This window comes from Salinivibrio proteolyticus, from assembly GCF_027286365.1.
Lineage (GTDB): Bacteria > Pseudomonadota > Gammaproteobacteria > Enterobacterales > Vibrionaceae > Salinivibrio > Salinivibrio proteolyticus.
Genome location: NZ_CP114584.1, coordinates 1,532,712 through 1,558,368 on the forward strand (window position 1 = coordinate 1,532,712; position 25,657 = coordinate 1,558,368).

The 25,657-nt window shown below is 50.9% G+C and carries 22 protein-coding genes; 8 read left to right on the top strand and 14 right to left on the bottom strand.

Annotation, left to right across the window (positions count from 1 at the left end; genetic code table 11):
- Positions 1-25: 25 nt before the first annotated feature.
- Together pfkB and fruB are read right to left on the bottom strand one after the other, a co-directional pair.
- Complete coding sequence (pfkB, locus tag N7E60_RS07315; protein WP_269596945.1) at positions 26-982, bottom strand: 1-phosphofructokinase; 957 nt, start codon at positions 980-982, stop codon at positions 26-28.
- Positions 979-2,151, bottom strand: coding sequence for a fused PTS fructose transporter subunit IIA/HPr protein (gene fruB / locus N7E60_RS07320; protein WP_096631387.1), 1,173 nt, complete (start codon positions 2,149-2,151; stop codon positions 979-981). Before fruB ends, pfkB begins: the two co-directional genes overlap by 4 nt.
- Positions 2,152-2,611: 460 nt before the next feature.
- Here fruB and cra point away from each other — a divergent pair, with 460 nt between their 5' ends.
- Positions 2,612-3,625 carry a catabolite repressor/activator gene (gene cra / locus N7E60_RS07325; RefSeq protein WP_269596948.1) on the top strand — a complete coding sequence of 338 codons (1,014 nt, stop codon included), beginning with the start codon at positions 2,612-2,614 and terminating at the stop codon, positions 3,623-3,625.
- 6 nt (positions 3,626-3,631) lie between these two features.
- Here cra and N7E60_RS07330 read toward each other — a convergent pair whose 3' ends face one another.
- The 7 genes from N7E60_RS07330 to rsuA form a co-directional block, all read right to left on the bottom strand.
- A complete protein-coding gene (locus N7E60_RS07330; RefSeq protein WP_269596951.1) occupies positions 3,632-4,738 on the bottom strand; it encodes a lipocalin-like domain-containing protein in 1,107 nt (368 codons plus the stop codon).
- 27 nt (positions 4,739-4,765) lie between these two features.
- Positions 4,766-7,225, bottom strand: a complete 2,460-nt coding sequence (locus tag N7E60_RS07335) for an ABC transporter permease (protein WP_269596953.1) — start codon at positions 7,223-7,225, stop codon at positions 4,766-4,768.
- Positions 7,206-7,877, bottom strand: coding sequence for an ABC transporter ATP-binding protein (locus N7E60_RS07340; RefSeq protein ID WP_077661959.1), 672 nt, complete (start codon positions 7,875-7,877; stop codon positions 7,206-7,208). The genes N7E60_RS07335 and N7E60_RS07340 overlap by 20 nt, the downstream gene beginning before the upstream one ends.
- Positions 7,878-8,026: 149 nt before the next feature.
- The gene (locus N7E60_RS07345; RefSeq protein ID WP_240531883.1) at positions 8,027-9,403 is read right to left on the bottom strand and encodes an MATE family efflux transporter; all 1,377 of its coding nucleotides are present in this window, start codon (positions 9,401-9,403) and stop codon (positions 8,027-8,029) included.
- A gap of 85 nt (positions 9,404-9,488) precedes the next feature.
- Positions 9,489-10,145: a DUF2913 family protein gene (locus N7E60_RS07350; RefSeq protein WP_269596957.1), complete on the bottom strand. Its 657-nt coding sequence runs from the start codon at positions 10,143-10,145 to the stop codon at positions 9,489-9,491.
- Positions 10,142-11,374, bottom strand: a complete 1,233-nt coding sequence (locus tag N7E60_RS07355; protein ID WP_240531941.1) for a Bcr/CflA family multidrug efflux MFS transporter — start codon at positions 11,372-11,374, stop codon at positions 10,142-10,144. The genes N7E60_RS07350 and N7E60_RS07355 overlap by 4 nt, the downstream gene beginning before the upstream one ends.
- Before the next feature lie 257 nt (positions 11,375-11,631).
- On the bottom strand, positions 11,632-12,327 hold the full coding sequence (gene rsuA, locus N7E60_RS07360; protein ID WP_096628474.1) for a 16S rRNA pseudouridine(516) synthase RsuA: 696 nt from the start codon (positions 12,325-12,327) through the stop codon (positions 11,632-11,634).
- A gap of 287 nt (positions 12,328-12,614) precedes the next feature.
- On the opposite strand from rsuA, the gene N7E60_RS07365 reads away from it, so the two are divergent.
- The 4 genes from N7E60_RS07365 to N7E60_RS07380 all read left to right on the top strand — a co-directional run bounded on the left by N7E60_RS07365 (position 12,615) and on the right by N7E60_RS07380 (position 16,398).
- On the top strand, positions 12,615-13,076 hold the full coding sequence (locus N7E60_RS07365) for a GNAT family N-acetyltransferase (protein WP_077457057.1): 462 nt from the start codon (positions 12,615-12,617) through the stop codon (positions 13,074-13,076).
- 152 nt (positions 13,077-13,228) lie between these two features.
- The gene (locus tag N7E60_RS07370) at positions 13,229-15,031 is read left to right on the top strand and encodes a DEAD/DEAH box helicase (RefSeq protein WP_269596958.1); all 1,803 of its coding nucleotides are present in this window, start codon (positions 13,229-13,231) and stop codon (positions 15,029-15,031) included.
- Positions 15,032-15,172: 141 nt separating this feature from the next.
- Complete coding sequence (gene rplY / locus N7E60_RS07375; protein WP_096631389.1) at positions 15,173-15,451, top strand: 50S ribosomal protein L25; 279 nt, start codon at positions 15,173-15,175, stop codon at positions 15,449-15,451.
- A 221-nt stretch (positions 15,452-15,672) separates the two neighbouring features.
- On the top strand, positions 15,673-16,398 hold the full coding sequence (locus N7E60_RS07380; RefSeq protein ID WP_205907362.1) for a complement resistance protein TraT: 726 nt from the start codon (positions 15,673-15,675) through the stop codon (positions 16,396-16,398).
- A 32-nt stretch (positions 16,399-16,430) separates the two neighbouring features.
- Here the strand turns inward: N7E60_RS07380 and N7E60_RS07385 are convergent, their stop codons facing one another.
- The 4 genes from N7E60_RS07385 to N7E60_RS07400 form a co-directional block, all read right to left on the bottom strand.
- Positions 16,431-17,393, bottom strand: a complete 963-nt coding sequence (locus tag N7E60_RS07385; RefSeq protein ID WP_167314417.1) for an ion channel — start codon at positions 17,391-17,393, stop codon at positions 16,431-16,433.
- Positions 17,394-17,493: 100 nt separating this feature from the next.
- Positions 17,494-17,772 (bottom strand): DUF1289 domain-containing protein, encoded by a 279-nt coding sequence (locus N7E60_RS07390; RefSeq protein ID WP_077457063.1) that lies wholly within the window; start codon positions 17,770-17,772, stop codon positions 17,494-17,496.
- A 59-nt stretch (positions 17,773-17,831) separates the two neighbouring features.
- The gene (locus N7E60_RS07395; RefSeq protein WP_408642344.1) at positions 17,832-20,231 is read right to left on the bottom strand and encodes a DNA polymerase II; all 2,400 of its coding nucleotides are present in this window, start codon (positions 20,229-20,231) and stop codon (positions 17,832-17,834) included.
- 97 nt (positions 20,232-20,328) lie between these two features.
- On the bottom strand, positions 20,329-21,255 hold the full coding sequence (locus N7E60_RS07400; protein WP_269596962.1) for a hypothetical protein: 927 nt from the start codon (positions 21,253-21,255) through the stop codon (positions 20,329-20,331).
- Between the two features lie 174 nt (positions 21,256-21,429).
- Between N7E60_RS07400 and N7E60_RS07405 the strand changes: the two genes are divergently transcribed.
- Both N7E60_RS07405 and N7E60_RS07410 read left to right on the top strand, forming a co-directional pair.
- Entirely contained in the window at positions 21,430-22,134 is a 705-nt protein-coding gene (locus N7E60_RS07405) for a DUF2786 domain-containing protein (RefSeq protein ID WP_069588488.1), read from the top strand.
- A 217-nt stretch (positions 22,135-22,351) separates the two neighbouring features.
- Positions 22,352-23,368, top strand: coding sequence for an OmpA family protein (locus N7E60_RS07410; protein ID WP_269596965.1), 1,017 nt, complete (start codon positions 22,352-22,354; stop codon positions 23,366-23,368).
- 116 nt (positions 23,369-23,484) lie between these two features.
- On the opposite strand, the gene N7E60_RS07415 is transcribed toward N7E60_RS07410, so the two are convergent.
- Positions 23,485-24,057, bottom strand: coding sequence for a gamma-glutamylcyclotransferase family protein (locus tag N7E60_RS07415; protein ID WP_269596966.1), 573 nt, complete (start codon positions 24,055-24,057; stop codon positions 23,485-23,487).
- 110 nt (positions 24,058-24,167) lie between these two features.
- Here N7E60_RS07415 and N7E60_RS07420 point away from each other — a divergent pair, with 110 nt between their 5' ends.
- Positions 24,168-25,655, top strand: a complete 1,488-nt coding sequence (locus tag N7E60_RS07420) for a carboxypeptidase M32 (RefSeq protein WP_269596967.1) — start codon at positions 24,168-24,170, stop codon at positions 25,653-25,655.
- Positions 25,656-25,657 lie beyond the last annotated feature (2 nt).

Below are 25,657 nucleotides of genomic sequence, written 5' to 3' on the forward strand. Positions count from 1 at the left end.
ACCTTTTACCCCACTCTTGGATTGTTTATTCGGCGTGTGCGGACATAGTGACCGGTGACACGCTAATTTTTTCTATCATTTGATAAACACGGTCGAGATCAGAGACACCGACACTCACTTGGGTAACCGCCAGCGCAGATAGCGCGACCGCTCGACGAAGTACCGTCGCTTTTTCTTCACCGGCTTGGCATCCCCATACCAAACCGGCAACCAGTGAATCTCCCGCACCAACGGTACTGACGACCTCTTGCGCAGGTGCAACGGCCTGCAGCCAACCTTGATGGTTGCGCCACAACACACCATCTACACCACGAGAAATCACCACATTGGCAATCCCTTGTTGGAATAGCTGTTCACCACGCGCTAACAAGGTATCGAGTTCATTACTGATTGGCGCGTTCAAGCACTGAGCAAGCTCAGCTTCATTGGGTTTCACAAGCCAAGGCTTGGCGGACACCGCAGCACGCAGCGCATGTTGGCTGGTATCTACAACCACCTGCTTTCCGGCCTCGGTGAGAGCCTGAACCCAGTCACTGAGCTGATCAGCATTGACGCCTGGCGGTAAGCTACCGGCCAGTACAATCCAGTCATGCCCATCAGCTAATTCCAATAAGGTATGCGTGAGCGCCTCAATATCGCGTCCTTCTACTGCCATTCCCGGGAAGTTGAGATCCGTGACGCGACCGTCTTTTTCCACCAGTTTGACATTTGTTCGACTCACGCCCGGTACGCGTAAAAAGCGATCGCAAATACCATGCTCAACAAATAAGTGCGCAAAAGGATCTTGATTTTCCTCACCCAAAAAGCCAGACACCGTCACTTGAGCGCCCAAATCAGCCAACACCCGCGCCACATTCACGCCTTTTCCTGCAGGATGTAGGTTGTACTTTTGCACTAAGTTGACATCGCCAGCTTGCAAGATACCAAGCGCTCCCGTCATATCGAGAGCAGGATTAAAGGTCACGGTTAAGATTGCACTCATGCGTGTTCTCCTAAACCTTGACGAATAGCTTCACCCAAGGCGGCTATCGCCTCCTGCGCATCACTCCCTTGGGCGGTAAACTGAAGCTGATGGCCATGCTTTACTCCCAGGGCAATGACTTTCATCAAGCTCTTCGCGTTGACGGCAGCCGATTGGGTAGAAGCATTGGCCACTTGAATATCCGCGCTGAATTTTTTAGCGGTGTTCACCAACATGGCACCAGGTCGCGCATGTAGGCCATGTGCATTGGTAATGGTAAATAGCCCAGATTCACCCTCAATATTTGCCGCTGATGCTGGTGGCTGCACAGTCTCTACGTCAGCGGCATCCGGATGCATAACCGCCGACACAAGCGCGTCAGGTGATTGGTTGATAAGGCTGTTCAATTTACCCTCTGCTTTGAGTTGGGTCAGCTTGGCGAGCAGGGCCATATGCGCGTCATTCTTCGCCGCAAAACACCACAAAGCATGGGCGACATGCTCACCCATATTCAATGGCTCAGAAGGCATGACTAACGACACCCCAGTGTGAGACACGCCATTTGCAATGCCCAACACCCAATGCCCCTCGCCCAAATGAACAGGCGCTGCGGCAATCAGATGACTAACGCCTGAGGTATCTAGGCATCCGCTATTTTTCAAAAGTCCCGCGCTAGCTGCTTGCAGTGTGGTGATATCTCGCGCTGGGAAACCACTTAAAATCATATCTGGGGTAAACGTAAAACCCTGATTATTGTCCTTCGTGTCCCCATTGAGGAGTGCCAATATAGCGTCTGCGCTCTCAATACGTTTCAACTGCGCTTCAATACCGTCTTGTGATAGCACGTGGGTCAATTGGCGTAGGATTGTCAAGTGCTCATCTGACTTCGCCGCAATACCGATGGCAAGATAAGCGGTTTCACCGTCTCCCCAGTCTACGCCCTGTGGGAAGTGACACACTTGCACGCCCGTTTGTTTCACTTGATCACGGGTATCTGTAGTGCCATGCGGGATCGCAATACCATTGCCTAAATAGGTGCTCGTTTGCGCTTCTCGCGCCAACATACCCGCTTGATAACCGGGCTCGACCAATCCTTTGTCAATCAGTCGCATGGCCATAGCTTTGATCGCCTCTTCTTTCGAGGCGGCAGACTGCTGTAAATAGATATCTTGTGCTGTTAGTGCGAGCATGAGGTTAATCCTCTTCGTTTGTGCGCCTTGCGCACGCAATATATTGGGCTCATTACAATCACCGCATCGCAGCAACTGCATTGTAAATCGTAGAAGGTGAGCCAGACGGATGCCTGCATCATCGACCCACATTCTGTTCAATCCTTGAAGACGCGAGATGGTTCGTATCACTCAACTCACGCCAAGCTGAATCGTTTCAGCTTTTGGTTGCAGTCAGACCTCAAGCGTGTTGCCTTCGGGTCTATTTATCGCAACGTTGAATCCGGTCTAACGCTTTGCCGTCCTGTCTTTGGCAAATATGTGATAAAAGTAGTGTCATACAGAACAGCTGAAACCTTTCAGCTTTAAGGCTGAATCGTTTTAGCATATAATGCAAACATAATCTCGATCGGATGTGTGCAAACTTTGATCGCATTCACAAAGCCATCAATAACGATTGGCCTGATACTGGATCCTTTCTATGAAGCTCGATGAGATAGCACGCCTTGCCGGCGTGTCACGCACCACGGCCAGCTACGTGATTAACGGAAAAGCCGATCGTTATCGGATCAGTGCTAAGACCCGGGAACGGGTGATGGCGGTTGTTGACCAACATAACTATCAACCCAACCGTGCCGCAACCGCCCTACGGGCAGGAACAACACGCACCCTCGGATTGGTGGTTCCTGATCTTGCCAACAGCAGTTATGCCCTCTTGGCCAAATTGCTAGAGCGCAAAGCCCATGACCAAGGCTACCAAGTGATTATCACCGGCTCGGATGATGATCCTCAGCGCGAGCAAACCGTTGCCACTACATTGATTTCTCGAAAGATTGATGCGTTGATCGTCGCTTCGTGTTTGCCAGCGGACAATGCTTTCTATCCTGATGTGCAGCGAAAAGGCACACCTGTGGTGGCTATCGACCGACAACTAGACGCGACCCAGTTCGCCAATGTACTGAGTGATGATGCCAAAGGTGCGTATCAATTAACCGAGACACTTATTGCGCCTCGCGATGTGTATCAGGCGGGATTAATTGGTGCCGTCCCCTCTTTAGCCATCTCGCAAGAGCGTGAAAAAGGCTTTCGTAACGCATTGAAGGTCGGCAATGTGGACGGACAAGTGCGCTATGGCAACGCCTTTAGCCGCAGCGAAGGTCAACGATTAATGACTGAATGGATAGACGCTGGCGATTTACCCGATGCCTTGCTTACTACCTCATTTACCCTATGTGAGGGTGTATTGGATGCAATCCGGCAAACAGGCATTGCGCCGACCGCCTTATACTTTGCCACATTCGGGGACAGTCGCATCTTGGACTTTTTACCCTTTGGGGTGCAGTCGCTTCCACAACAGTTTGATGCGATTAGCGATGCCGCGTTAAGCCTCGCTATTTCAGCTGCTGAAGGCGACAACCAACCCGGCGTGATCACCGTCGATCGTCAACCGATTTGGCGCCCGCATCAAACCCAAGCTTGGGTCGGTTTAAACTAATCATGCTCAGTAACCCGTGGCTTCCATAAAGCCACGGCCGCTCACGCTCCCTTCGACACGCACGGGCCCTTCCCAGTACGGGATGCTTAGCGCCATCCAACTATCTGGGTTTAGAGGCTGCGTGGTCACGTTGATCCCTTCATCGGGAATGCGTATTTGCCAACCGACGGGCAGTGTCCGTTTATCGGAAAGTGTGGCGTGATTGACCGGCACCATGCGTATTGCATGTTTATCAAGTGATCGCACCTTGCCATCGGCCGAGGTCAAAGAGCCGAATACAAAGGGCTTTGGACCGCGGATCTGAGTCACCATCAGCGCGCGCCCATCGTCGAGATTCAAACCAAACCAATCCCATCCGGATTGGTCGTCGGCCATGGCACCGCTCGACCATTCTTTATCAAACCACCCTTTCCCTGTCACAGAAAAAGACTTACCGTCGAGCGTCAAGGTGCCTGTAATGCGTAATTGTGGCACCGAGAAATAATAAGAGGCCGACGGTGCACTTTCATGACGAATGCTATACCCCTGCTCGCCCTGCTTCACTCTCAGACCACTGTCTTCAACCTGCAGAGCAAAACCCACCTCGGTATTCTGTGCCTCAAATTGTGCTTCAACTGTCGCCGGAAAAGGATCGGCTTGACCTTGCCATTGCCAATCATCCAGCCACGCCTGAAATGGTGACAACGTCACGCCAGCTTGACCAATGCCACCGCGAGCAAACCGTTCCGCTTCCCACTGCTGATCAGCGCGTGTTATCGCGACATGTGCCATATAGAGTTGTGGGCTTGCCCAGCCAAGCGCCTGCTCGGCTCGAATCGCGCGGCGAAACAGAGTCCATTGCACGCCGTAGGTTTGGCCTTGGCTATCTTCCAGTGTGGCGGTTAAATACCACCACTCCGTGGCAAAGCCCGGATGGGCAGCCATATCTTTCGGGTATTCGGGATGATAATCGGGGGTCACAGCTTGAAAACCAGACTGCTGGGCAAACACATCAAAGCCTGTCGATGCGCTGCTTTGGGGCGTAGGCTGGCGTCCCCACCAAATCAGACTTCCCAGCGCGATGGCTACAATCATCACCAGCATGGAGCCAAACAGTTTGCGACTTAGTTTCATTTCACTAACTCCTTAACTCTCCTGCCGCTACTGCGCGTCACGCAAAGAGACGGCCGCAGTACGCTTCATCATGCGATAGACGGGCCAAGCACCAGCCACCATTAATGCAAGCATTGATAGCCCGATAGTGGTGGCATAGGTGAGCGGGAAAAAGCTCATGGTCATCGTCCAACCAAAGGAAGCTTTGAGCACCACATGGATTAGCATCCCCGCCAGCAGTAGCCCTAACGGAATTGCGATCACAGCGCTGGCAACCCCGAGGATCACCAACTGCCCGCCTCCGAGCGCAATCAACTCGCGCCCTGACGAACCTAAACAACGCAACAAACTGTACTGACGCTGGCGAGATAATTCGGTGGCCAACGTAGAGAAAAACAGACCACTGATGGCAACAATCAGCATCAATACACACAGACTTTCGGTCACCGTAAACGTACGGTCGAAAATGCGCATCGCGTACTGCATGATATCGGCTTGGTTTTGAACTTGGCCGTTACTGAGTGAGAATGTCCGACGAATCTGGGCAATAAACAGGTCGCTTTCAACGCCTTGATCGAGGACAACCGCCATCGATGGCCTGCCAGCAGTTAACCAGCCTCCTACGTCACCGCGCGCAGAAACCACTAGCTGACCGTAGGGGTTCCCGTAATCATAATAGACACCCGCAACTTGCCATCGCTCTCCCATCGGGGCGGGTAAGTTCACTATTTCACCCGCTTCCACACCGAATTTTGCAGCCAGCGACTCGCTGAGTAATACGGCTCGTTGCTGATGGAGCTGCGACCAGTAATCCGGTTGGGCGTTCTTGATTGCCAATGCTTGTTTCTCAAGGGGACGATTTCCAACCGAAAGGACTTCTAGTCGGCCTTGCGGCGCATCAAGCTCACGACGGTACGTTGTCCAAAACTGAGAGACATTGTCTTGCTTAACCAGCCAAGATTCCATGCGGGGCAATAGCTCATTACTAGGACGAACATACACATCCGCCGCGAGTCGCTGCTGTAGCCATGTTTCGGTGCTGGCACGAAAGCTGCCCACCATGGTTTCCATGCCAATATGTGCCGACACCGCCAACATAAAGGCCATTGCTGCCACACCGCGATAACTTAAACTGGCCGCCGCATCAGTAAAAAACCAACGCCAACGTGCGCCTTGGTGCCATTGCGCCAATAGATGAAATAAGCCGCCACACAAATAGGGTAAGACCAACGCGGCACTTAGCATGGTTAGCGCAATTAACGTAAAGCCTTGCCACTGGCTACTAGGCCAATACGACACACCCCACGCGGCTACCGCAAGCAACAACGCCAATACCGCTTGTACCGAAAACTCACGGCGAGTTCCACGTAATAACGTCATCCGCTGCGATAAGCGACCCGAAGGCGTTTTTATTAAGCGGATGAGTGGCCAAGCCGACGCCATTGCAGCACCTAGCAAGGCTAACAGTACACTGTATAATCCCCACTGCCATTGCCAGTGCATGATCAAGTCAACTTCGGCACCATATAGGTCAGACAATGTCGTGGCGACCGCAGGAAGCAGTTGTTTAGCCAGCAATAACCCAAGCACATTCCCGCTGATCACACCCAGTATGACCCAGCCGACTAACTCAATCGCCATCACTAGTGACAACTGCCGACCGTCTACGCCTAATTGCCGTAAGCCGCCGACCAGTGGCTGACGTTGGGTCATTGAAAGAGAAATAGCTTGATAGAAAATAAACAGCCCCACCACGAACGCGAGCAATCCCATCGCCAATAAATTGAGGTGAAATGCGTTGGTAAGTGGTCCTAACTGGGTGGTTTGGGTTTTCGCAAGTGTTAAAGCGGGGGGTAATAATTGGCGGATCTGCTCGCGCTCGGCCTGACTCAGTGCGCCACACAAGACTTCACTAATGCCGGCATGAGGAGACAAGGCACGCAATAGCGCCATATCCGCCACTAAGTAGGTGCCCATACTTAGCGCATCGTTATCGACAATACGCAACGGGCCAATCGCCGGATAATCTAGCAAGGGGATCATTTGTCCCGATTGCCACCCCTTGTGCGACGCCATCGCTTCCCCGACGTAAACGGGATAAGGTGGAGACATCGCCTCGACGGGAGAAATGCCCTCACCGCCATCACCTTCGCTGAGCATGGGTAACATCGCGATCGTATCGACGCCCATCAGATTGAGATCATCAAGTGACGGCGTCACAACTTGTAAACGCTCTATCGGCACACATTGGGTAAATCCCGCCCGACGTAAATCGATATAAAACGCTTGCGGTACGCGCTGCGTGCGTTGGGTATGATGGATGCTAAACGGATAGGGATTACTAAATAGCTTAGCCCCTTCTCGGTAGCTTTTTTGCGCGTGTTGGTTGATCGATAATACGCCCACCAACAAGGCGATACCTAAGGTAAGCCCCAGCCAAACGAGTAATATTTGAAAAGGATGGCGGCGATAATGCCCCCATAACGCATTAGCGACGGGCCCGAACACTGAGCACGCCCCCTTGCAGCATGACGCTACCTTGTAAGTAATTGGCAACAGTTTCACTGTGCGTAACCACCAACAGGCCCGCTTCCTGTTGGCGCGTTAATGTGGTAAGTAACCGCATGACGGCATCCGCATTACGCTCATCGAGGCTTCCCGTTGGTTCATCAGCCAATAACAGCTTGGGTTCCATATATAGCGCGCGCGCAATCGCGGTGCGCTGTTGTTGCCCTCCCGAGGCTTCTTCGGGGTAACGATTCAACAACGGCATCAAATCAAGTTGGGAGACAATCTGACGCCACAGCGCTGCATCGTCTTTCAAGCCTTTAAGTTGACGGCAAAAACGGATGTTATCGGCAATGGTCAGGGTTGGCAGTAGGTTAAATTGCTGAAAAATAAGGCCAATATTCTGGCGGCGAAATTGGGTACGCGCGCGCTCATTCATTTGATGAAGCGGTTTATCATCAAACCAGATTTCACCACTGTCGGCTTTGTCCAAGCCGGCAATCAGATTAAGTAGCGTGCTTTTGCCCGACCCACTTTCCCCCATCAAGGCCAATTGATGGGTGGGAGAAACAGACAAAGCGGCACCTTGCAGCACGGGATGAAAATCACTTCCATCCTGATAGCCCTTACACAGCGCCTTAATTGCTAACATGCCAATCCGTACCCTTTAACGTCTAAATAGCAGCGATAAACGAGAAGTAAGTCACACTGTCTGAACGAATTCGCAATGTACCCCAATTAACACGCTGAGAAAAGGGCTAAAAACTGTGGGCAGCTTCCCATTATTATTTGATAACAAAATCAATTGCTGTCGCTAACCAAATTGTTCAGCCACACACCGGATTTAACACGGATCAGCGAACCGACCCACTTTACCAGCTCTTCGGTCGCTAATAAGGCATAAACCCAATAGACCGGCCACTCAAACACGACTGCGGCTGCCAGAACCACAGGAATACCGATCAACCACTGGGCAACAAAATCTTGCCCCAAGCAGTAACGCACGTCGCCACCCGCACGCAACACCCCGACGATCATTGCCATCGGAATTGTTTTTACCACGATAAGCGCGCACATTGCCCAGTAGAAGTATGCGGTGATTTGCGCCGTTTCTCCGGTCAAGGCAGGGAAAAACCCTAGCACCCAAGGTTGAATAGCTAACATCACCAGCGCAATGAATACACCAGCAATAAAATTAAACACGCCCACTTGCCAAGCTTGTTGGTACGCAGTCTCGGTTTGCTTGGCGCCGAGATTATTCCCCACCAACACGGCGGCGGCATTGGCCGTGCCGATCAAAAACGACAAAGATAAGGATTCAACCGGCGTGATGACCGCGATGGCGGCAAGTCCGGCCTCATTCACATGTCCAATAATCGCGTGATAAACGAACAACCCGGACGACCACATTAAAAAGTTAAAGGCGGTGGGCAAGGACAATGCCAAGAAGCGCTTGACGGCTTTCAGTGTGAGGGACGAGACCCATTCCGCGCGCGAAAAGGCAACAAGATGTTGGCGCTGGTACAAGTACAGGTATAAAGCCAGCATTTCTACAATGCCACTCAATGCGGTCGCGACTGCGGCACCTTTGGAGCCCATTTGAGGCGCCCCCCAGTGGCCAAAAATAAACACCCAGTTCAAGAGGATGTTAACGCTAATCCCCACGCCACTGAAAAACGTGCTGATCCCAGGCTTGTGCATGGCGCGCAAGCCAGCAGCTAACCCTGACACACTCGCTAGGCAAAAGAGCGACAGTCCCGCGATTTGTAGATAATCTTTTCCTAACGCAATGACAGTAGGGTTGTCGCTGGCAACACTAATAATCGAATCTGCGTAGAGCCAAAAAATGAGTGCACTGAGTGCAGCAGTGACATTGGTCAAGGTCACTGTGAGTGCAATTTTCTCGCGAAAGCCCTGCATATTGCCCGCACCCCAATACTGGGCAACCAGCATGGATCCGCCTGTCATCGCGCCAAAAATCAACAACGTTGAGACAAACATCGCTTTACCAGCGATACCAATCGCCGCAACATCAGCTTCACTCAACTGCCCCACCATCAAAATATCCACCAAGCTGCGGCTGGAAAACATCATGGTTTGCAACGCAATGGGAATCGCAATTAACAGTAAACGCTTGAGAAAAACAGCATCAAAGAAAGGACGGGACAAAGCAGACACAGGCGACTCCACGCAACAACGAGAATGGCCTTAGTGTACTTGCCTTTATATGAAGAAAAAACCGCCAACGGGCGGTTTGTATCGATTATTTTTGGGTTGTCTGTGCGGGCATCACCATCAAACCATCTGCTTGGTTTTGCGGCCAAATTAGATACTCTGCATGGTATTTAACAATTGACTTATAGGCAGTCACTTTCGTCGGAGCTAATCCTGCTTGATGCGCCCAATCAATAAAGGTGTTTTCTGGACCTCGTACGTACACACTCAACGGCTTAACCAATACGCCCTCTGAGTCAAAAGCCGCTTGCGTCGCATCGGGACACACTGTCAATGAATGCTGCCCCTCCGAGATCACTCTCACTTTGCGGTCAATGGTAGCGTCAGTATGCACCATCCACTGCGCCGATTTTGCCGCATCGATTAGCTGGCATAGCTGGGTATGCATCACGTTGTTAGCCGGCGCATTCACCGGGAACCAAGCTTGATAAACCGATTGAATTTGACGAAATTCCGCTTCTAACGCCGCTTTGGTGCCCGCACTACGGGCACGCTGCACCCAGAGTTGTAAATCGGCTTTCACACTATGATGAAAGCGCTGTTTTTTGGCCGCTTGTGCCACCCAACGTCCTAAAAACGCTTCTCGAGCAGCGGGAGCATCAACAAGTTTTCGCGCCGTAATGGCGGCTTCAATGTCTGCAAACGCGGTATTCACTACCGTCTGGATATGGGTCACGTAACTCATGGTTCTTTTCGCGCGAGTAACCAATAGAAAGCGGCAGAGAGTATCGCACAAATCGCGATAGCGCCAATCATCCCCCACGGCGTGCCATCAGAGACGACCGCTACCCCAGCCCCGACTAACGAGCCAATACCAAAGCGCATCGTCCCTGCCAACGACGATGCCGTACCGGCCATTTGGGGATAACAAGACAGTAAACAAGCCATGCTGTTACTGCCGATGGTAGAGATCACACCGACGTAGGTCATCACTGGGATCACGGTTCCCCAAAGACCAAGGTCTAACCACTGACAGACTGCGATCGCGATACCGGCAACCAGCTGAATCGCCAAGCCGAAACGCAGCATCCAGTGAGAGCCCATTTTGCGCACTAGCCGACCATTCAAAAAGGTCATGATGATCAAACAAACAATGTTAAGGCCAAACAGATAACCAAATGCCTTCGCACTGACGCCGTAATAGTCGATATAAACAAACGAGCCAGCAGTAAGAAACGAGAACATGCCGGCAAAAGAGAAGCCAGAGCAAAAGATCATACCGACGGCAAATGGCGTTTTCAGCATACGCGCATAGTTACGCAGTGAAGCACCGATGCGTAGCGGCGGCCGATGATTTTTGGGTAAGGTCTCGGGAATTTTCACCACAATACAGACCATCACAAAACACGCCCAGCCGGCCAACACCCAAAAAATCGCACGCCAATCGAACCACGTCAGCAGGTAGCCGCCAATCATGGGAGCAGCAAGCGGTGCAATGGTCATCACCAAGGTGATAAATGACATGGTGCGTGCAAACTCTTCACGCTCAAACATATCACGCACCAAGGCTTGAATGATCACTGCAGCCGCGGCTCCCGCAAAGCCTTGGGTAGAGCGAGCCAGCATCAATACGTTGATGTCTTCGGCGAGCGCACTGACGACAGCGCAGATAAAAAACAGTATCACCCCGCCAAGCATAACCGGCTTGCGTCCATAGCTGTCGGAGATTGGCCCGTGAAAGAGCTGGCCAATCGCAAATCCGGCCGTATATGCCACTAGGGTTGACTTCACCGCACTATTGGGTGCTCCCAAATCGCTAGCAATGGCTGGCATCGCAGGCAAATACATATCGATGGCAAGTGGTGTCAGCGCCGCGATCGCGCCCAAAATGATAATCAAAAGCCAACTGAGTTGTGTCGGTGACGCCGTGACAGCCGATGATTGCGACATAACACTCCTTAACGTGAAAGACAGAGCAACAGGAAATAACGTGAGGTAGATCGAATTGTAACAGTTTATTGTTTCTGTGCGGGAAAGAATGTCTTTCTTTTTGTTGTTATTGCATAGCGCAATAAGCAACGACACCCAGCATGAAATCTGGGTTCAGATTGTCTCTCTCGCAACAAAAAACAGTGTTCGGTGGGAATATAAAGGAGTCTGGCTGACAGACTCCTGAAAAAGGCACCCCATTTTCGCCCCTGTGCGGGTAACGGAATGCCTAAGGCGTGCTTTTATTTGATAAACATGGCCACTTCATCAGCGGTCAATGGACGATATTCGCCCGGCTCAAGAGAGTCGTCCAAACATAGCGGCCCAACAGACTCACGGTGCAATGCCTCAACACGGTTACCCACCGCAGCAAACATGCGCTTCACCTGATGATACTTCCCTTCTTGAATAGTCAGCAGCACCTCACACTCATCTACTTTTTCGAGCTTCGCTGGTAAGGTCTCTTCTTTTTCACCGCGTAACATAACACCCTGCTCAAACTGAGCGGCGACATCATCGGCGAGTGGGTCCGCTAACCATACACGATAGGTTTTATCGCATTTATGCTTGGGTGAAGTAATGCGGTGTGACCACTGTCCATCGTCGGTTAATAACAGCAAGCCTGTTGTATCAGCGTCTAATCGGCCAGCGATATGCAGTTTCTCCGCATTCACTTCTTCTAAAAGCACAAACACCGTAGGGTTGAACGCATCTTCATGGGAACAAACCACACCCGCGGGTTTGTGCATCATAAAGTAACGCGGCCCGGACAGCATCAGTCGCTGGCCTTCAAACTCAACCTCAGCATCGTCGCTGACTTTAACGGCGCCAGATTTGATCACCTCTCCGTTGACCGTAATCGCTTCACTTTTCAGAACGCGTGCGGCTTGCTTTCGCGTCACCCCTAAGGTCTCACATAAAAACTTATCTAATCGCATGTGACTGCTCGTTACACCTGTATTTGCGGCGATTATACGTCACATAGGCAGTAAGACACAGATCAAGTTTCAATGGATTGACCTGCATACTGAACGGCCGTGACATAAACTTGTCTCATGCTATCGCCAATCCACAAATTAGATGCAAGGCCTCACCCAGGCTTTTTATCGAGACGACGAGTCCGTCACATCGTGCCAATGCAACACGTTGTGGCGATTGAGCCTAACTAATGACTGGGTATGATACTGACGTCTCTCGACTAATCAGTGATAAATAAGGTAACACTATGATTGTTTCTCTTCGCCAGCCGGACGCTAATGCTTTTGAAACGCTAATCGCCATGTCGCGCGCACAGCACGAGCATGAAGCGCTTCCCTTCGAACGCGAACCTGTAGAAATAGCGTTTAAAACGCTACTCTCACAACCAGAGCGTGGGGCTGTATTTCTGATTGATGTTGAGCATAATGGCGAGTGCGAGACCATTGGCTACTTGGTCTTGGTGTACAGCTTTAGCGTTGAAAATGGTGGCAGCGTGGGCGTGATTGATCAGTTTTTTATCGCACAAAACTGGCGGCGCCAAGGTGTGGGCTCTCAAGTGATCCCCTTGGTCGAAGCGACCGCCAAGCAGCATGACTGTGTCGCGGTGATCCTCGAGGTCAACATTGGTAACAAAGGTGCCCGCTTGTTTTATGAGCAATTTGATTACCAACCTCGCCGTCAGCACTGCATTATGTCAAAGCGCCTGTAAAGTCCTGTACCTCGCCCCATAAGTCAGTAAAATTAAACGGCCTTAAAAGGGCCGTTTTTTGTGGAAAAAATTCATCGCCAACCACCGCGAACCGCCAACGTTTTTGGTGGTTAACCCCAATACACTGAGAATAACCCTGACTACTGATTATTATGTATACCCTTCGTCCTTATCAATCTGACGCCGTCAAAGGTGTGCTTCATTATTTTCGTCGTCACAGCACGCCTGCCGTCGCCGTACTCCCCACAGGCGCAGGCAAAAGCTTGGTGATTGCAGAGCTTGCTCGCATCGCGAAAGGACGCGTTCTCGTACTCGCCCATGTAAAAGAGCTCGTCGAACAGAATCATGCTAAATATGAAGGATATGGGCTAACCGGAGGCATCTTCTCCGCAGGGTTGGGACGAAAAGAATCACACGAAAAAGTGGTGTTTGCCTCAGTACAATCGGTGGTACGCAACTTGGAAGCATTCGCGGATCAGTTTTCGCTGCTGGTTATCGACGAGTGCCACCGCGTACCTGACAATCAAGATAGTAGCTACCGCCGCGTCATTAGCCATTTACAAAGCGTGAATGCCGGATTAAAAGTATTGGGACTCACTGCGACCCCCTATCGGCTGGGCCAAGGCTGGATTTATCAGTATCACACCAGTGGAAAAGTCCGCACCACCGAAGCGCGTTTTTTTCGTGACTGCGTCTTCGAGCTGCCAATTAGCCATTTGCTCGATGAAGGATTTTTAACCCCCGCCCATGTGCTGGATGCTCCCTTACTCAGTTACGACTTTTCGCAAGTCTCTCGCACCGCCAACGGTTACTACCGTGAAGCCGATTTAGAGAAGGTCGTGGCCAATGCACCACGCGCAACGCCGCAAATCATTGAGCAGGTAATGTCCTATGCCAAGCAGCGTCAGGGCGTCATGATTTTTGCCGCGACCGTCAACCACGCGAAGGAAGTGCTCGCGCTACTGCCTCCACAAGAGTCCGCCTTGATTATTGGTGATACCCCCGGTCCTGAACGCGATGCGCTGATCCAAGCCTTTAAGCAAAAGCAGCTCAAATACTTGGTCAATGTTTCTGTTCTAACCACGGGGTTTGATGCCCCTCACGTCGATTTAATTGCCATTTTACGTCCAACCGAATCAGTCAGTTTGTATCAACAAATTGCTGGCCGTGGCTTGCGCCTTTCTCCCGGGAAAAAAGACTGTTTAATCCTCGATTATGCCGGCAACGTCTACGACTTGTATCAACCCGAAATCGGCATGCCAAAGCCAGATAGCGACAGTGAACTCGTTACCGTTCCTTGCCCTGCCTGTGGATTTAATAATAGCTTTTGGGGGAAACTCGACGACAATGGTTTTTTGATTGAGCATTATGGTCGTCAATGCCAAGGGTACTTGGAAGACGACGACGGCGAACGCGAAATATGTGGTTACCGTTTTCGCGCCAAATTCTGCGATGAATGCGGTGCTGATAACGATATCGCCGCGCGGCGCTGTCATCAGTGTGATAATCCATTGGTCGATCCGGACAAAAAGCTCCGTGAAGCACTTAAACTCAAAGATGCACTGGTGATGGCTTGTGTGGATCTGTCACTCACTGCAGGAAAAAACCGTTATCAAAAACCACAGTTGAAAGTGACCTATCACACCAGTGACGGAACAGATCTTCATGAAGTATGGCCGCTTGCAACTAAGAAACAAAAGCAGGATGTGCTAGCACGCTTTGTCCGCCCCCACTTGATCGATAGACACCGTCCCTTTACCGACACGGCCGCAACCAAAATTGCGGCGGCACAACACAGGTTTCGAGCACCGGACTTTATCGTCGCGCGCAAACAAGGGCGTTTTTGGCACTTACGCCAAAAGATTTTTGATGTTGATGACTTTCTCTCGCAAGATCGCCTTGATGCATTGCTTGCCCAAAGTCGCGGCCAACAATTCGCCGATGCCGACCTCTAACGCACGCGATTGCGCCATCCTGCGCGTTATGGCTTGTTTTACCCCCCAAGCAGTGCTAATATCCGCGCTCGTTTTTGGGTACTGAGTTAGGTCGCTACGCTCAGTACTGTATTTTCACTCTAAAGAGAGTTATTAATTATGATGAAATTCGAAGCTGAAGTACGCGCAGAGAAAGGTAAAGGTGCGAGCCGCCGCCTGCGTCATCAGAAGAAATTCCCTGCTATCGTTTACGGTGGTAACCAAGAGCCTGTATCTATCGCACTTAACCACCCAGTTGTTGTTAACCAAATGGACAAGCCTGAGTTCTACGAAGGCATCATCCTGGTTATCGATGGCCAAGAAGTTAAAGTGAAGCCACAAGACATCCAACGTCACCCGTTCAAGCCAAAAGTTGAACACATGGACTTCATCCGCATCTAATTCGTCACCGAATAATGATGTGAAAAAAGGCGCCCACGGGCGTCTTTTTTTTATCCCGAGCATTCATGACCTAGCGCAAAAGTAAGGTTTGCATGTCATGAAAATGTCATAAATGGAGACCTAGATCAAAAAAGGGAGAATGAACGTGATAACAGCATTCCAATTTGACTATTAAGTTGATTAACTTAGCCTCCCTTTTAATACACATGTTATATCCCACCATGAAAAAAAGCATTTTTGTTGTTGCATTTATGTCCTTGGCGTTAATGTTAACGGGCTGCTCAGCCACCAATACTCTCGTTAAAAAACGTAACCTTGATGTGCAAACCAAAATGAGTAACACCGTCTTTTTAGACCCAGTGGCTCCTTCAAAACGCACCGTGTTCTTACAAATTCGCAACACCTCCGACAAGCCTAATCTCGATATTAAGTCTGATATTAAAGCGAATATTGAAAGCCGCGGATATAAAGTCCTCGACAATCCAGATAAAGCTCACTACATGATCCAAGCGAATATTCTGCAAGTCGGTAAAGCGGATCTGCGCGATAGCGAAAACTTCCTATCTCAGGGCTTTGGAAGCGCCGTTGGTGGCGCCCTTGTTGGTGCTCAATTTGGCGGCGGTTCAGGCCGAGGTGCAACATCTCTCGCAGGTGCGGCCATTGGCTTGGTTGCTGATGCGTTGGTTGAGGACGTTTATTATTCAATGATTACCGACCTACAAATCTCAGAGCGCGCCTCTGCAGGTGTCGTAGTAACTGAAGCGCTTGATTCTCAACTTGCGCAAGGCACGAACAGTAAGAAGGTCGTAACATCAACCCAAGAAACACAATGGAAACGATATCAAACACGTGTTCTTTCCACTGCCAATAAAGTTAACCTAGAGTTTGCTGAGGCTGAGCCTGTGTTGAAGCAAGGCTTAGTGCAGTCGATCAGTGGGCTTCTATAAAGTGACTAAGCGCGCTTCACGGAGGCGCGCTTTTATCTCGTCATCTTTTTGACAAATACGACAACAAATAACGCCATCGTAAAGCTGCCAAGAAACGCTTCAAAGGCGGCAATAAAACGCGCCACGCCGTGAGGCGATATATCACCGTAGCCGAGGGTGGTAAAGGTGACAACACTAAAATATACCGCGTTCAACAATTCATAAAAGTATCGCTGCCAGCCAGTCACATCCGGATAGATGGGATTGCTTTGTGTGGTGCCAAGGGCAAAATACGCGAGCGCACACGACACAATCACCAGAACCGAAAAGATCACCACGCGCAGCGGATCTTCGCCATAGCCGCAAAAGAGATCAACAATCTTGGAAAGCCAACGTCGAAAACTCAACTTAGGCATTTGGTAGCGCCGAAACCGCATCTCTTTTTTAAAAAAATACCCAGCGACTTCAAATAACCCCTGCTTTTCGCATTGCTTGCGCACGTTTCGGCAGACTTCTTCGGCCTCTTGAAATAACGATTTTCGCCTTGCCGGATCACGCTCTTTGTAGGCCAGTCGTTCTTGCTTAAGCTCTTTTCCCCAGTCCACATTCTCAAGGCCTGCACGAGCCAGATCAGCGCCTAACAAATTGCTGCCATCTAGCCGTGCACAGTTTAAATTCGCGCGTAGCAAGTTGGCTTTCATTAATGAGGCGCCGCGTAAATCCAATCCAAAGCAATGCGCTTCAGCCATGTTTGCCCGATAAAAATCCGCGCCTTGGCACGAGTAGCCTTCACGACTTCCTCGGTTTACCAAATCAATATCAGTCAGGTCAGTTCGCGCAAGTTGAAAGCCATCAAGCGGTTTTCCTGATGCCGCCCATTTTTCCACGTCGGCTTTTACGTCATGACCACATTTATCAATGTCCGGATCATGCCAATAGCATAGCCCGGACTGTCCGGCTGGCTGATCGCAACACCAGCCTTTGCTGCTTTTAAATGAACAAGTTTGACTGCGCATGCCCTCGCCCTCCTTACCTAAGTTTAGAAACACTCGGTAATGGCGCCACTGATGACCAGTGAAATAATCAAAGCCAGAAAGAGAACGATGAGCCCAATGCTTACTGGGTGGGGTCCTCATCATCAAACAATGAGGGTTGTTGCGGGATCGGTTGGGTATTTAAGGCAGCATCACGCATCTGTTTGCGTTTGGCACGCATGATGCGCTCATAACGCTGATGGCAGAGGCGAACAACATTACGTTTTTGTTCATTGGTTAATTCAAACCAATGAAAGCGTTCTTCGCGACTGCGAAAACACCCCTTGCAATAGCCTTTATTGTTCACTTCGCAGATGCCTTTGCATGGACTTGGCACCTCGAAGAAATCCAGTTGTTCCACGTCTACCTCCCTGCTCGTCTATTCATTCAAGCGGGCACAGGGCAGAAATGCAAGTTTGGTTAAAACAAGCCTAATTGTGGCAAGGCTAAGGTATCGAACTCTTTACCAATAAACGGCAAAATACCATCGGCAACGGGCTTAAGCTGCTTATCAATATAATGCTGATAATCAATCGGGCTACGCCGGTAAGCAAGGGGTTCGGGGCCATTAACGGTGATCACGTATTCAATCCAGCCACCGCGTTGATACTGCTGAGCGCGCCCACGCTGATGATTTTCGCTATCAGCTAAGCGTGCCGCGCGCACATGGGGCGGCACATTCTTTTGATATTCCGATAACGGACGACGAAGCCGCTTACGGTACACTAAGCGTTCATCGTGCTCGCCTTTGCTGGTGCTGGTCACCAGCTCACGAATAAACTCGTCCACTTCTTCGCCATCGAAGACGCGTTGATAGAGCTGTTGCTGAAATTGCTGTGCAAGCGGTGTCCAATCGGTTCTCACCGTTTCCAAACCTTTAAACACGATCTCAGCGCGACCCGATTCCCTGTCCACAACGCGACCCGCATATCGCTTTTTACTACCGGTCTCTTGGCCACGAATGGTGGGCATCAAAAAACGCTGGTAATGGGTTTCATACTCAATCTCTAGCGCCGATTCAAGATCATACGTTTCTCGTAGATGCTGACGCCACCAGCTATTAACGTGTTCAACCAGCGCTTGACCAATGGCATCGGCGTCTTCACTCGCCTTATCGCCTCCCAAGGACACAAAGGTAGAATCGGTATCGCCATAGATCACCGCATAGCCTTGTGCCTCAATCAGCTCTCGAGTGGTTTTCATAATCTCGTGCCCCCGCATCGTAATCGACGACGCCAGTCGGTGATCAAAGAAACGACACCCTGACGAGCCTAGCACCCCATAAAACGAGTTCATGATGATTTTTATCGCTTGTGAGAAGGCTTTTTCTCCCGCTTTTTTAGCGCGATCGCGCGCTTGCCATAAATCATCAATCAATGCCGGCAAGTAATGCTTTTTTCGGTGAAACACACCACCGCGAAAGCCGGGCACAATATCGTGCTCCTCGCCTGTTTGTTGTGACTTTAAGCCTTCAACCAGCCCTAGCGGATCAATCAAAAACGTACGAATAATAGACGGGTACAGCGACTTAAAATCCAACACCAACACCGAGTGATAAAGGCCGGGTTTAGAGTCCATTACATAGCCGCCAGGGCTTGCAATCCAACCGTCGCTGGCCAAATTAGGCGCCACATACCCCGAGCGATGTAAGCGCGGGAGATACAAGTTGGTAAACGCAGCAACAGAGCCTCCAACCCGATCTAGCTCGACACCGGTGAGACGCGAGCGCTCAATCATAAAATCAAGCAAATGCGTATGGGCAAAGATGCGATTAACCAATCGGCAGTCTTGCAAGTTATAGGTGGCGAGCGCGACTTTATCGTGATGAAACATGCGATTGATGGACGCCATACGATCATGCGGATCGTCGATGGCCTTTCCCTCACCAAGCAGCGTTTGCGCGACCGACTCAAGCGCCCAAGAGCGAAAACCATAGGTCGCTGTTTTCAGCGCATCAATCCCATCAATGACCACACGTCCCGCCAAACTAATAAAGCCAGACTTATTGGCATTTCCTTCTCGCCAATAGGCACTCTCACCGCCGCGGCCAATACGGAGTGCCTTTTGGTGACGCTGCGCACGCTTGACCAGCAAACGGAAATCAAAATCAATGACGTTCCATCCCACCACTACATCGGGATCATAGGTGCTAAACCAGCGCTCAAGCGCCGATAACAAGGCGACTTCGTCGCTAACCCATTCTATCCATGCGGGGGCGTCGGGTTGTGGCGCCCCAACCATAATCACGCGGCTATCCATGTCACTGTCTAAACCAACCGAGTACAGCTGACCTTTTTCTGAGCATTCAATATCCAGTGATACATGGCGTAATTGTGGCGTATACGCCTGCGCCTTTGCTTTACCTTGGGTCACTTCGAGGTAACCTGCTCGCTGACGCGCATTACCGGTAAACAGCAAGCTGCCACAAATATAGCGCTCCATTAGATAGCGATCCGCAAGACGCAAATCCCCTTCATAGAGTGGAATGGCGGCGCCACTTAATACACGTTGCCCTTCTTGGGCGCGTTTGACGGTACTGAAGTAACAGGCGACCAAAGGAATATGTTGAAAGGTCGCCAACGGGACGGTTTTGCAGTAAGCGTGCGGGTCGACAGAAGGAAGCAGTGCTTGTGCACGTTGTTGCTCTTCTTGGGGGATAAAAAAGACGCTTTGTTGATTCTCAATACAGAGTTTAACCGGACCATCAGGTGTAGAGAGCCACAGCACGATGGTACTCGATTCGCCTCGATCACGTTGTTGGCGCGTAATAACGAACCCTTTTTGAACATACGGTTGAGACGTCGTCGATAAAGCCACTATTTAGCATCTAACCCAAGAAATCATCCTAAGAGTGTAACAAACCGACAAAAGCACTGTATAGATAAACAGTTTAATTTATTGCTCATCACGCCAAATATTAACCGCGTACCTGTTCACGCGGCGTCGCTCCCATCAAGATGACGCCGATAAAGGCCACACAAGCCGCACTGGCTAAACGCATGTTCATCATCTGACCATCGTCCAACCACACTACGCCAACTAAGGCGAGCACCGCCAGTACCGATAACGTGTGCTTCCACAGCAGAGAAACCTGTGTAGAAAGCCACTGCCAAGGATAAATTATCCCGAGCACCGTCAGGGCTCCAGCAATCATCGCCACTACGGCGCCAGATATTGTCACGGTTAAACCGGGCAACGCGAAAATCAGCAGGGCAATAGCCAGTAAGACACTCAACCGAAAACTGATGCAGAGTTGTTTAGGGTACGCTTCAGTGTGTTCAGACAGCGTCTGCCAATAGTCACGCCATGCCAATCCAGCCACAAGTGCCAAGCCCAACCCTAAACTGCTGGGGGCGTACATACCGGGGGCAAATAAATACCCCACACCAGCAAACAACAGCATCATGCCGCCCCAGTGTAACCCTTTACGTTCTGCCGTCGCCATCAAGCCGTGCACACCTTGAACGCCAGCCATCACCATCAGTGCTAGCGTGCCTAAATCAAGATATCGGCATGCAAACAAGGCGGATGTGGCGGCAAGCAACAAGCTCGCGGCCATACGCCAAACATCAGTCGGCTGCGAAAAAAGTGAATCAGGCAATCGCGACGCAGCACGTTTTGGCGGCGCAGGATACATATAGGTTGCATTGGCACAGACGCTCGTGTTGTTGCTCGCGAGATAACGCGCTGTCAACCATGCCATGATTGCGCCGCCGGCCAACCACAACGCGGCAAAACTCGCCGAATCCAGCCCCCACGCCATCCCCCACTGCACAAGGTAGCCATTGGTCGTGATCACCATTAACACCAGCAACGATAAACTCATTTGCTTGACCATGCCCATGAATGGGGCTCCTTATAACCACTTACTCCTGCATAGACCGCGTCATCGCGATATTTCTTTCACCCCCTCCCTTTATGCAGGACCGAACAATAAGCCTTCTGATCCGTCATCACGGCTTTGTTGTTATTGACGGACGCGATACAATACGCGTTTGTTCGTTCTCGGGAAGTATGCATGTCAGATCCGAAAAGCAAAGCGCTCAAAAAAATCGCCAAATGCCTTGAGTTAAGTAACTCAGCAAACGTCAATGAGGCAGCGCAGGCGATTAAGATGGCTGAGCGCCTGATGCGAAAACATGGCCTGGACCAAGACGATATCGACTTTATCAGCATGGGGAAAACGCGCTCTGAAACCCTGCTGCCCACCTCGGTGAGTGAACCGATCCTGAAGATCATTCGTGGTATTAATGGTCGATTTGGCGTGGAGTGTGTGCTGATCAACTACAAAGGCTTAAAGCAAGCAGAATTTATTGGTGATGCCGATCGCGCGATATTCGCCGCGTTCGCCTTTGATGTGGTGTATCGCGAGATGAATGAGCATATCGGCCAATTCCGCAACAGTTTTGCCGGTTCGGGCACCAGCACTCAAGAAGTGTCACGCCGTGTGCAATCTTTTACCATCGGCTGGCTAGAAGGGGCGCTGGAGAAACTGCCTCAGCTCGATGCGCGTGATAGCGATGATAAGATCAAAAGCTACATCGACAAAGAGTTCGAAAACATTGATCGAGAAACCTTCAAGCAACAGCTAAAAGCCGCCATGGCCGCCATCACCGACGATTACGAGAAAGGCATGAAAAAAGGACGCCAAGTATCTGTGAGTCGCCCTGTGGGCGGGCAAGGCGAACGAAAACGTCTCACTAGTCAGACAAAATCACGCTAGCTCCCTTCGAATTGTCCTACAACGGTCAAGCCTGGCGCATACTTAAGACAGTTGCGTCAGGTTGGGTCAAATCTCGGTTAAATCTCTTTTTTCCTATTGAGTTACCCATTATCCAGATCTAGCCTAGGGGTGAAGGTCGTTCCAAAAATGGCCGGATAACAACGCATAGTTAATGCGAACAATAATACCTTATCATCCTTATTTAGGAGACAGTGGCATGAAAAAAGTCGTGACAAGCCTAGGCCTACTTTTAGCCGTTGCACCAGCGGCTTATGCACAACAAGATAGCGGTCTATACCTCGGTGGCCGTGTAGGTCCTTCATTCCTTGAAGACAGCTGTGTCTCTGACGCCAACTGCGGCGACTCAGAGCTAGCGGCAGGCGTAGTTACCGGTTATAACTTCAATAACTGGTTTGCGCTAGAAGGTACCTATGACTACCTTGGCCGTTTTGATACCTCATTTGACCAGTCAGGCACAACGCTCAGCGCGGCAGGCGATCTTACTGCGTTAACACTGGCCCCTAAATTTGCCTACCATCTCAAACCGGATACCGCGTTATACGGTAAAGTCGGTGGCGCATGGTGGAACTGGAACAGCAGCGCCGGTGATCGCGATGACGTGTCACTGATGGGCGCGATCGGTGTGGATCACCAAGCGACCGATAACATCAACGTACGTCTTGAATACCAACACATTAATGATATGGACGACGGCTACTTCTCAAGTGTTGACAATAACCTTGTGACCGTGGGTATGACCTACCACTTCGGCCGCACCAGCAGCGAGCCGATGCCTGAGCCTATGGTTGAAGAGCCCGTCATGGCTGAGCCGGCGCCAGAACCACAAATGGTTGCGGAACCACAAACCATCGTCTTGTCAGAAGCGGGCGAAACCGAGTTGTTTGGCTTTGATGAAGCAACCCTTTCTCCACAAGCGGCTGCCTCATTACAACCATTGATCAACCGCCTACTCCAGCACGAAGAAGCGACCGCAACCATTATCGGTCACACCGACAGCAAAGGCCCAGCGGCCTACAACCAAAAACTGTCTGAGCGTCGCGCACAAGCGGTAGCAGATGTATTTGTTGATGCGGGCATCGATGCCGAGCGTTTAACCGTGATGGGTAAAGGTGAGTCCACGCCAATTGCTAGCAATGACACTGTGGACGGCCGCGCGAAAAACCGTCGCGTTGAAGTCACCTCACCTGAGTTTGTCTACGTCGAAGTACAATAAGTCCCTTGGTGACAAGGTGAACAACCTCTAATCAACAAAGCCACCGTTCATGCGGCGGCTTTGTTTTATTCAATCTAAACAAAATAACGTTGCACGTGGCTCGCTAGTAAGTCTAATTATACCGCTTCAGCGGGATGCTGGCCGAGATGGGTTTTCATCAAATCATCAATCATCACCCGATCTTCATCGCTCACGCCGGCGACGCGTGGATAACGCGGCTGTGCCCGATCATTACAATACGCCGCATCCCACCCCTGAGTGGTGTGTAAAAATTCAGCCGCAAAATCAGACGAATAGCGTAAGCAGCCTGCCATGACCGTATCTATGTACGACTGCGCGATCGGTTTATGCACATCAGGCGCGACACGATCCTCTGCCACATACACATACACGGGCCCTTCAAGCGCAATCCCTTTGGGCAGTACAATACGAGACGCGTCTAGCGAAAGACGTCGATACCCTGCCTCACGGCGATCAAAGTCAGGCAAAGCATCTGGCGCGATCTTTACCAAGACGCCATTGCACGCGCCGTCTCCTTCCAATACCACTAACGGAGAGATCAATGCTTCACTGACATTGCTCCAATAGCGTTGCAACCCCGATACGGTTACCGGACACGCCCACCCTGACTCTCCGGTCAACGCGCGCGAAGCAGGATTCATTAAACTGCCATAGCCAAACAAGTACATTCCCCAAATAACTCCTTATCAGGTCCACCTTACAGAACGCCAGCATGTGCCTTGCTTTTCTCACCCAAGTTGCCAAAATATCGGCAACGTTGTAAACAAGGAAAGTGATTATGGAACAACTAGATAAGCTGGAAGCTCACTTCAAACGTCTGTCGCATTTTCAGCACCTTGCCGCAATCTGTGGTTGGGATCAAGCCACCATGATGCCCAGCGGAGGCAGTCAAGCCCGTGCCGACGCTATGGCGGAATTGGCACTCTATACCCATCAGCAACTCACTACGCATGAACTGCATGACTGGTTTAGCGCGCTGGATGAGCAGCAAGACCGACTCAATGACGCCCAACGCGCCAGCTTCCGAGAAATGAAGCGTCAGTGGCAACATGCCAGTGTACTCCCTGACACCCTAGTGAAAGCCAAATCTTTGGCCGGTGCAAAATGTGAACACGCCTGGCGACAGCAGCGTCAAAATAACGACTGGGACGGCTTCGCCAAAAACCTTAAAGAAGTAGTGGCACTCGCGCGCGAAGAAGCCCACATCCGAGCCGATCAGAAAAACTGCTCGCCCTATGACGCTTTGCTGGATCTTTACGAGCCAGACATGACCGCTGACCGCATCGATGAAGTGTTTGGCGAGCTTAAAACATGGCTACCAGACACCATTCAAGCGGTAGTGGATAAACAAAGCCAGCAAACCACACGGTTGCCCGATGGTCCCTTTGCAGAGGCTCAGCAAAAAGCCTTAGGCGAGAAAATGATGGCGCTGCTGGGTTTTGACTTCGAGCATGGTCGATTAGACGTCAGCACTCATCCATTTTGTGGAGGCGTGCCAACCGATGTACGCATTACCACCCGCTATGACGAGCAAGACTTTACCTCGGCGTTAATGGGCGTGATCCACGAAACGGGGCACGCGCGCTATGAGCAAGGTCTACCCAAACACCTTGCCGGCTTGCCGGTTGGCAAAGCGCGATCAATGGGTGTACATGAGAGCCAAAGCCTGTTCTGTGAAATGCAGCTTGCCCGCAGTGAGGCATTCGCCACCTTGATTTGTCAGCATGCCAAACAAGCCTTTAACCGCCAAGACGACCCGGCTTTCCATGTAGACAACTTCCACCGTGTGCTCACACGTGTCTCACCCGGCTATATCCGCGTTGATGCCGACGAAGTCACCTATCCTGCACACATCATGTTGCGCTACGACATTGAGCGCGATCTTATCAGTGGCAAAATGGACGTCGATCATATCCCTGACCGTTGGGATCATGCCATGCAGCAATACCTTGGCCTCAGCACCGCTGGCAACTATAAAAACGGCTGTATGCAAGATATCCACTGGACTGATGGCAGCTTTGGCTACTTCCCGACCTATACCTTAGGTGCATTGTATGCCGCGCAATTGATGCAAACGATGCGTCAGCAAATGGATGTAGACGGCATTATCGCCAGCGGCAATGTCTCACCGATTTTTGATTGGTTGTCTCAACATATCTGGCAACGCGCCAGCACCACCTCAACCGACAACTTACTCAAAGATGCCACCGGCGAAACCCTCAACCCAACCCATTTCCGCAAGTATATTCAAGGGCGGTATTTGTAAAC

Excerpts from the sequence above, each read along its gene's own strand:
- pfkB (WP_269596945.1), bottom strand. The coding sequence starts at position 982 with ATGAGTGCAATCTTAACCGTGACCTTTAATCCTGCTCTCGATATGACG.
- fruB (WP_096631387.1), bottom strand. The coding sequence starts at position 2,151 with ATGCTCGCACTAACAGCACAAGATATCTATTTACAGCAGTCTGCCGCC.
- cra (WP_269596948.1), top strand. The coding sequence starts at position 2,612 with ATGAAGCTCGATGAGATAGCACGCCTTGCCGGCGTGTCACGCACCACG.
- N7E60_RS07330 (WP_269596951.1), bottom strand. The coding sequence starts at position 4,738 with ATGAAACTAAGTCGCAAACTGTTTGGCTCCATGCTGGTGATGATTGTA.
- N7E60_RS07340 (WP_077661959.1), bottom strand. The coding sequence starts at position 7,877 with ATGTTAGCAATTAAGGCGCTGTGTAAGGGCTATCAGGATGGAAGTGAT.
- N7E60_RS07350 (WP_269596957.1), bottom strand. The coding sequence starts at position 10,145 with ATGAGTTACGTGACCCATATCCAGACGGTAGTGAATACCGCGTTTGCA.
- rsuA (WP_096628474.1), bottom strand. The coding sequence starts at position 12,327 with ATGCGATTAGATAAGTTTTTATGTGAGACCTTAGGGGTGACGCGAAAG.
- N7E60_RS07365 (WP_077457057.1), top strand. The coding sequence starts at position 12,615 with ATGATTGTTTCTCTTCGCCAGCCGGACGCTAATGCTTTTGAAACGCTA.
- N7E60_RS07370 (WP_269596958.1), top strand. The coding sequence starts at position 13,229 with ATGTATACCCTTCGTCCTTATCAATCTGACGCCGTCAAAGGTGTGCTT.
- rplY (WP_096631389.1), top strand. The coding sequence starts at position 15,173 with ATGAAATTCGAAGCTGAAGTACGCGCAGAGAAAGGTAAAGGTGCGAGC.
- N7E60_RS07380 (WP_205907362.1), top strand. The coding sequence starts at position 15,673 with ATGAAAAAAAGCATTTTTGTTGTTGCATTTATGTCCTTGGCGTTAATG.
- N7E60_RS07385 (WP_167314417.1), bottom strand. The coding sequence starts at position 17,393 with ATGCGCAGTCAAACTTGTTCATTTAAAAGCAGCAAAGGCTGGTGTTGC.
- N7E60_RS07400 (WP_269596962.1), bottom strand. The coding sequence starts at position 21,255 with ATGGGCATGGTCAAGCAAATGAGTTTATCGTTGCTGGTGTTAATGGTG.
- N7E60_RS07405 (WP_069588488.1), top strand. The coding sequence starts at position 21,430 with ATGTCAGATCCGAAAAGCAAAGCGCTCAAAAAAATCGCCAAATGCCTT.
- N7E60_RS07410 (WP_269596965.1), top strand. The coding sequence starts at position 22,352 with ATGAAAAAAGTCGTGACAAGCCTAGGCCTACTTTTAGCCGTTGCACCA.
- N7E60_RS07415 (WP_269596966.1), bottom strand. The coding sequence starts at position 24,057 with ATGTACTTGTTTGGCTATGGCAGTTTAATGAATCCTGCTTCGCGCGCG.
- N7E60_RS07420 (WP_269596967.1), top strand. The coding sequence starts at position 24,168 with ATGGAACAACTAGATAAGCTGGAAGCTCACTTCAAACGTCTGTCGCAT.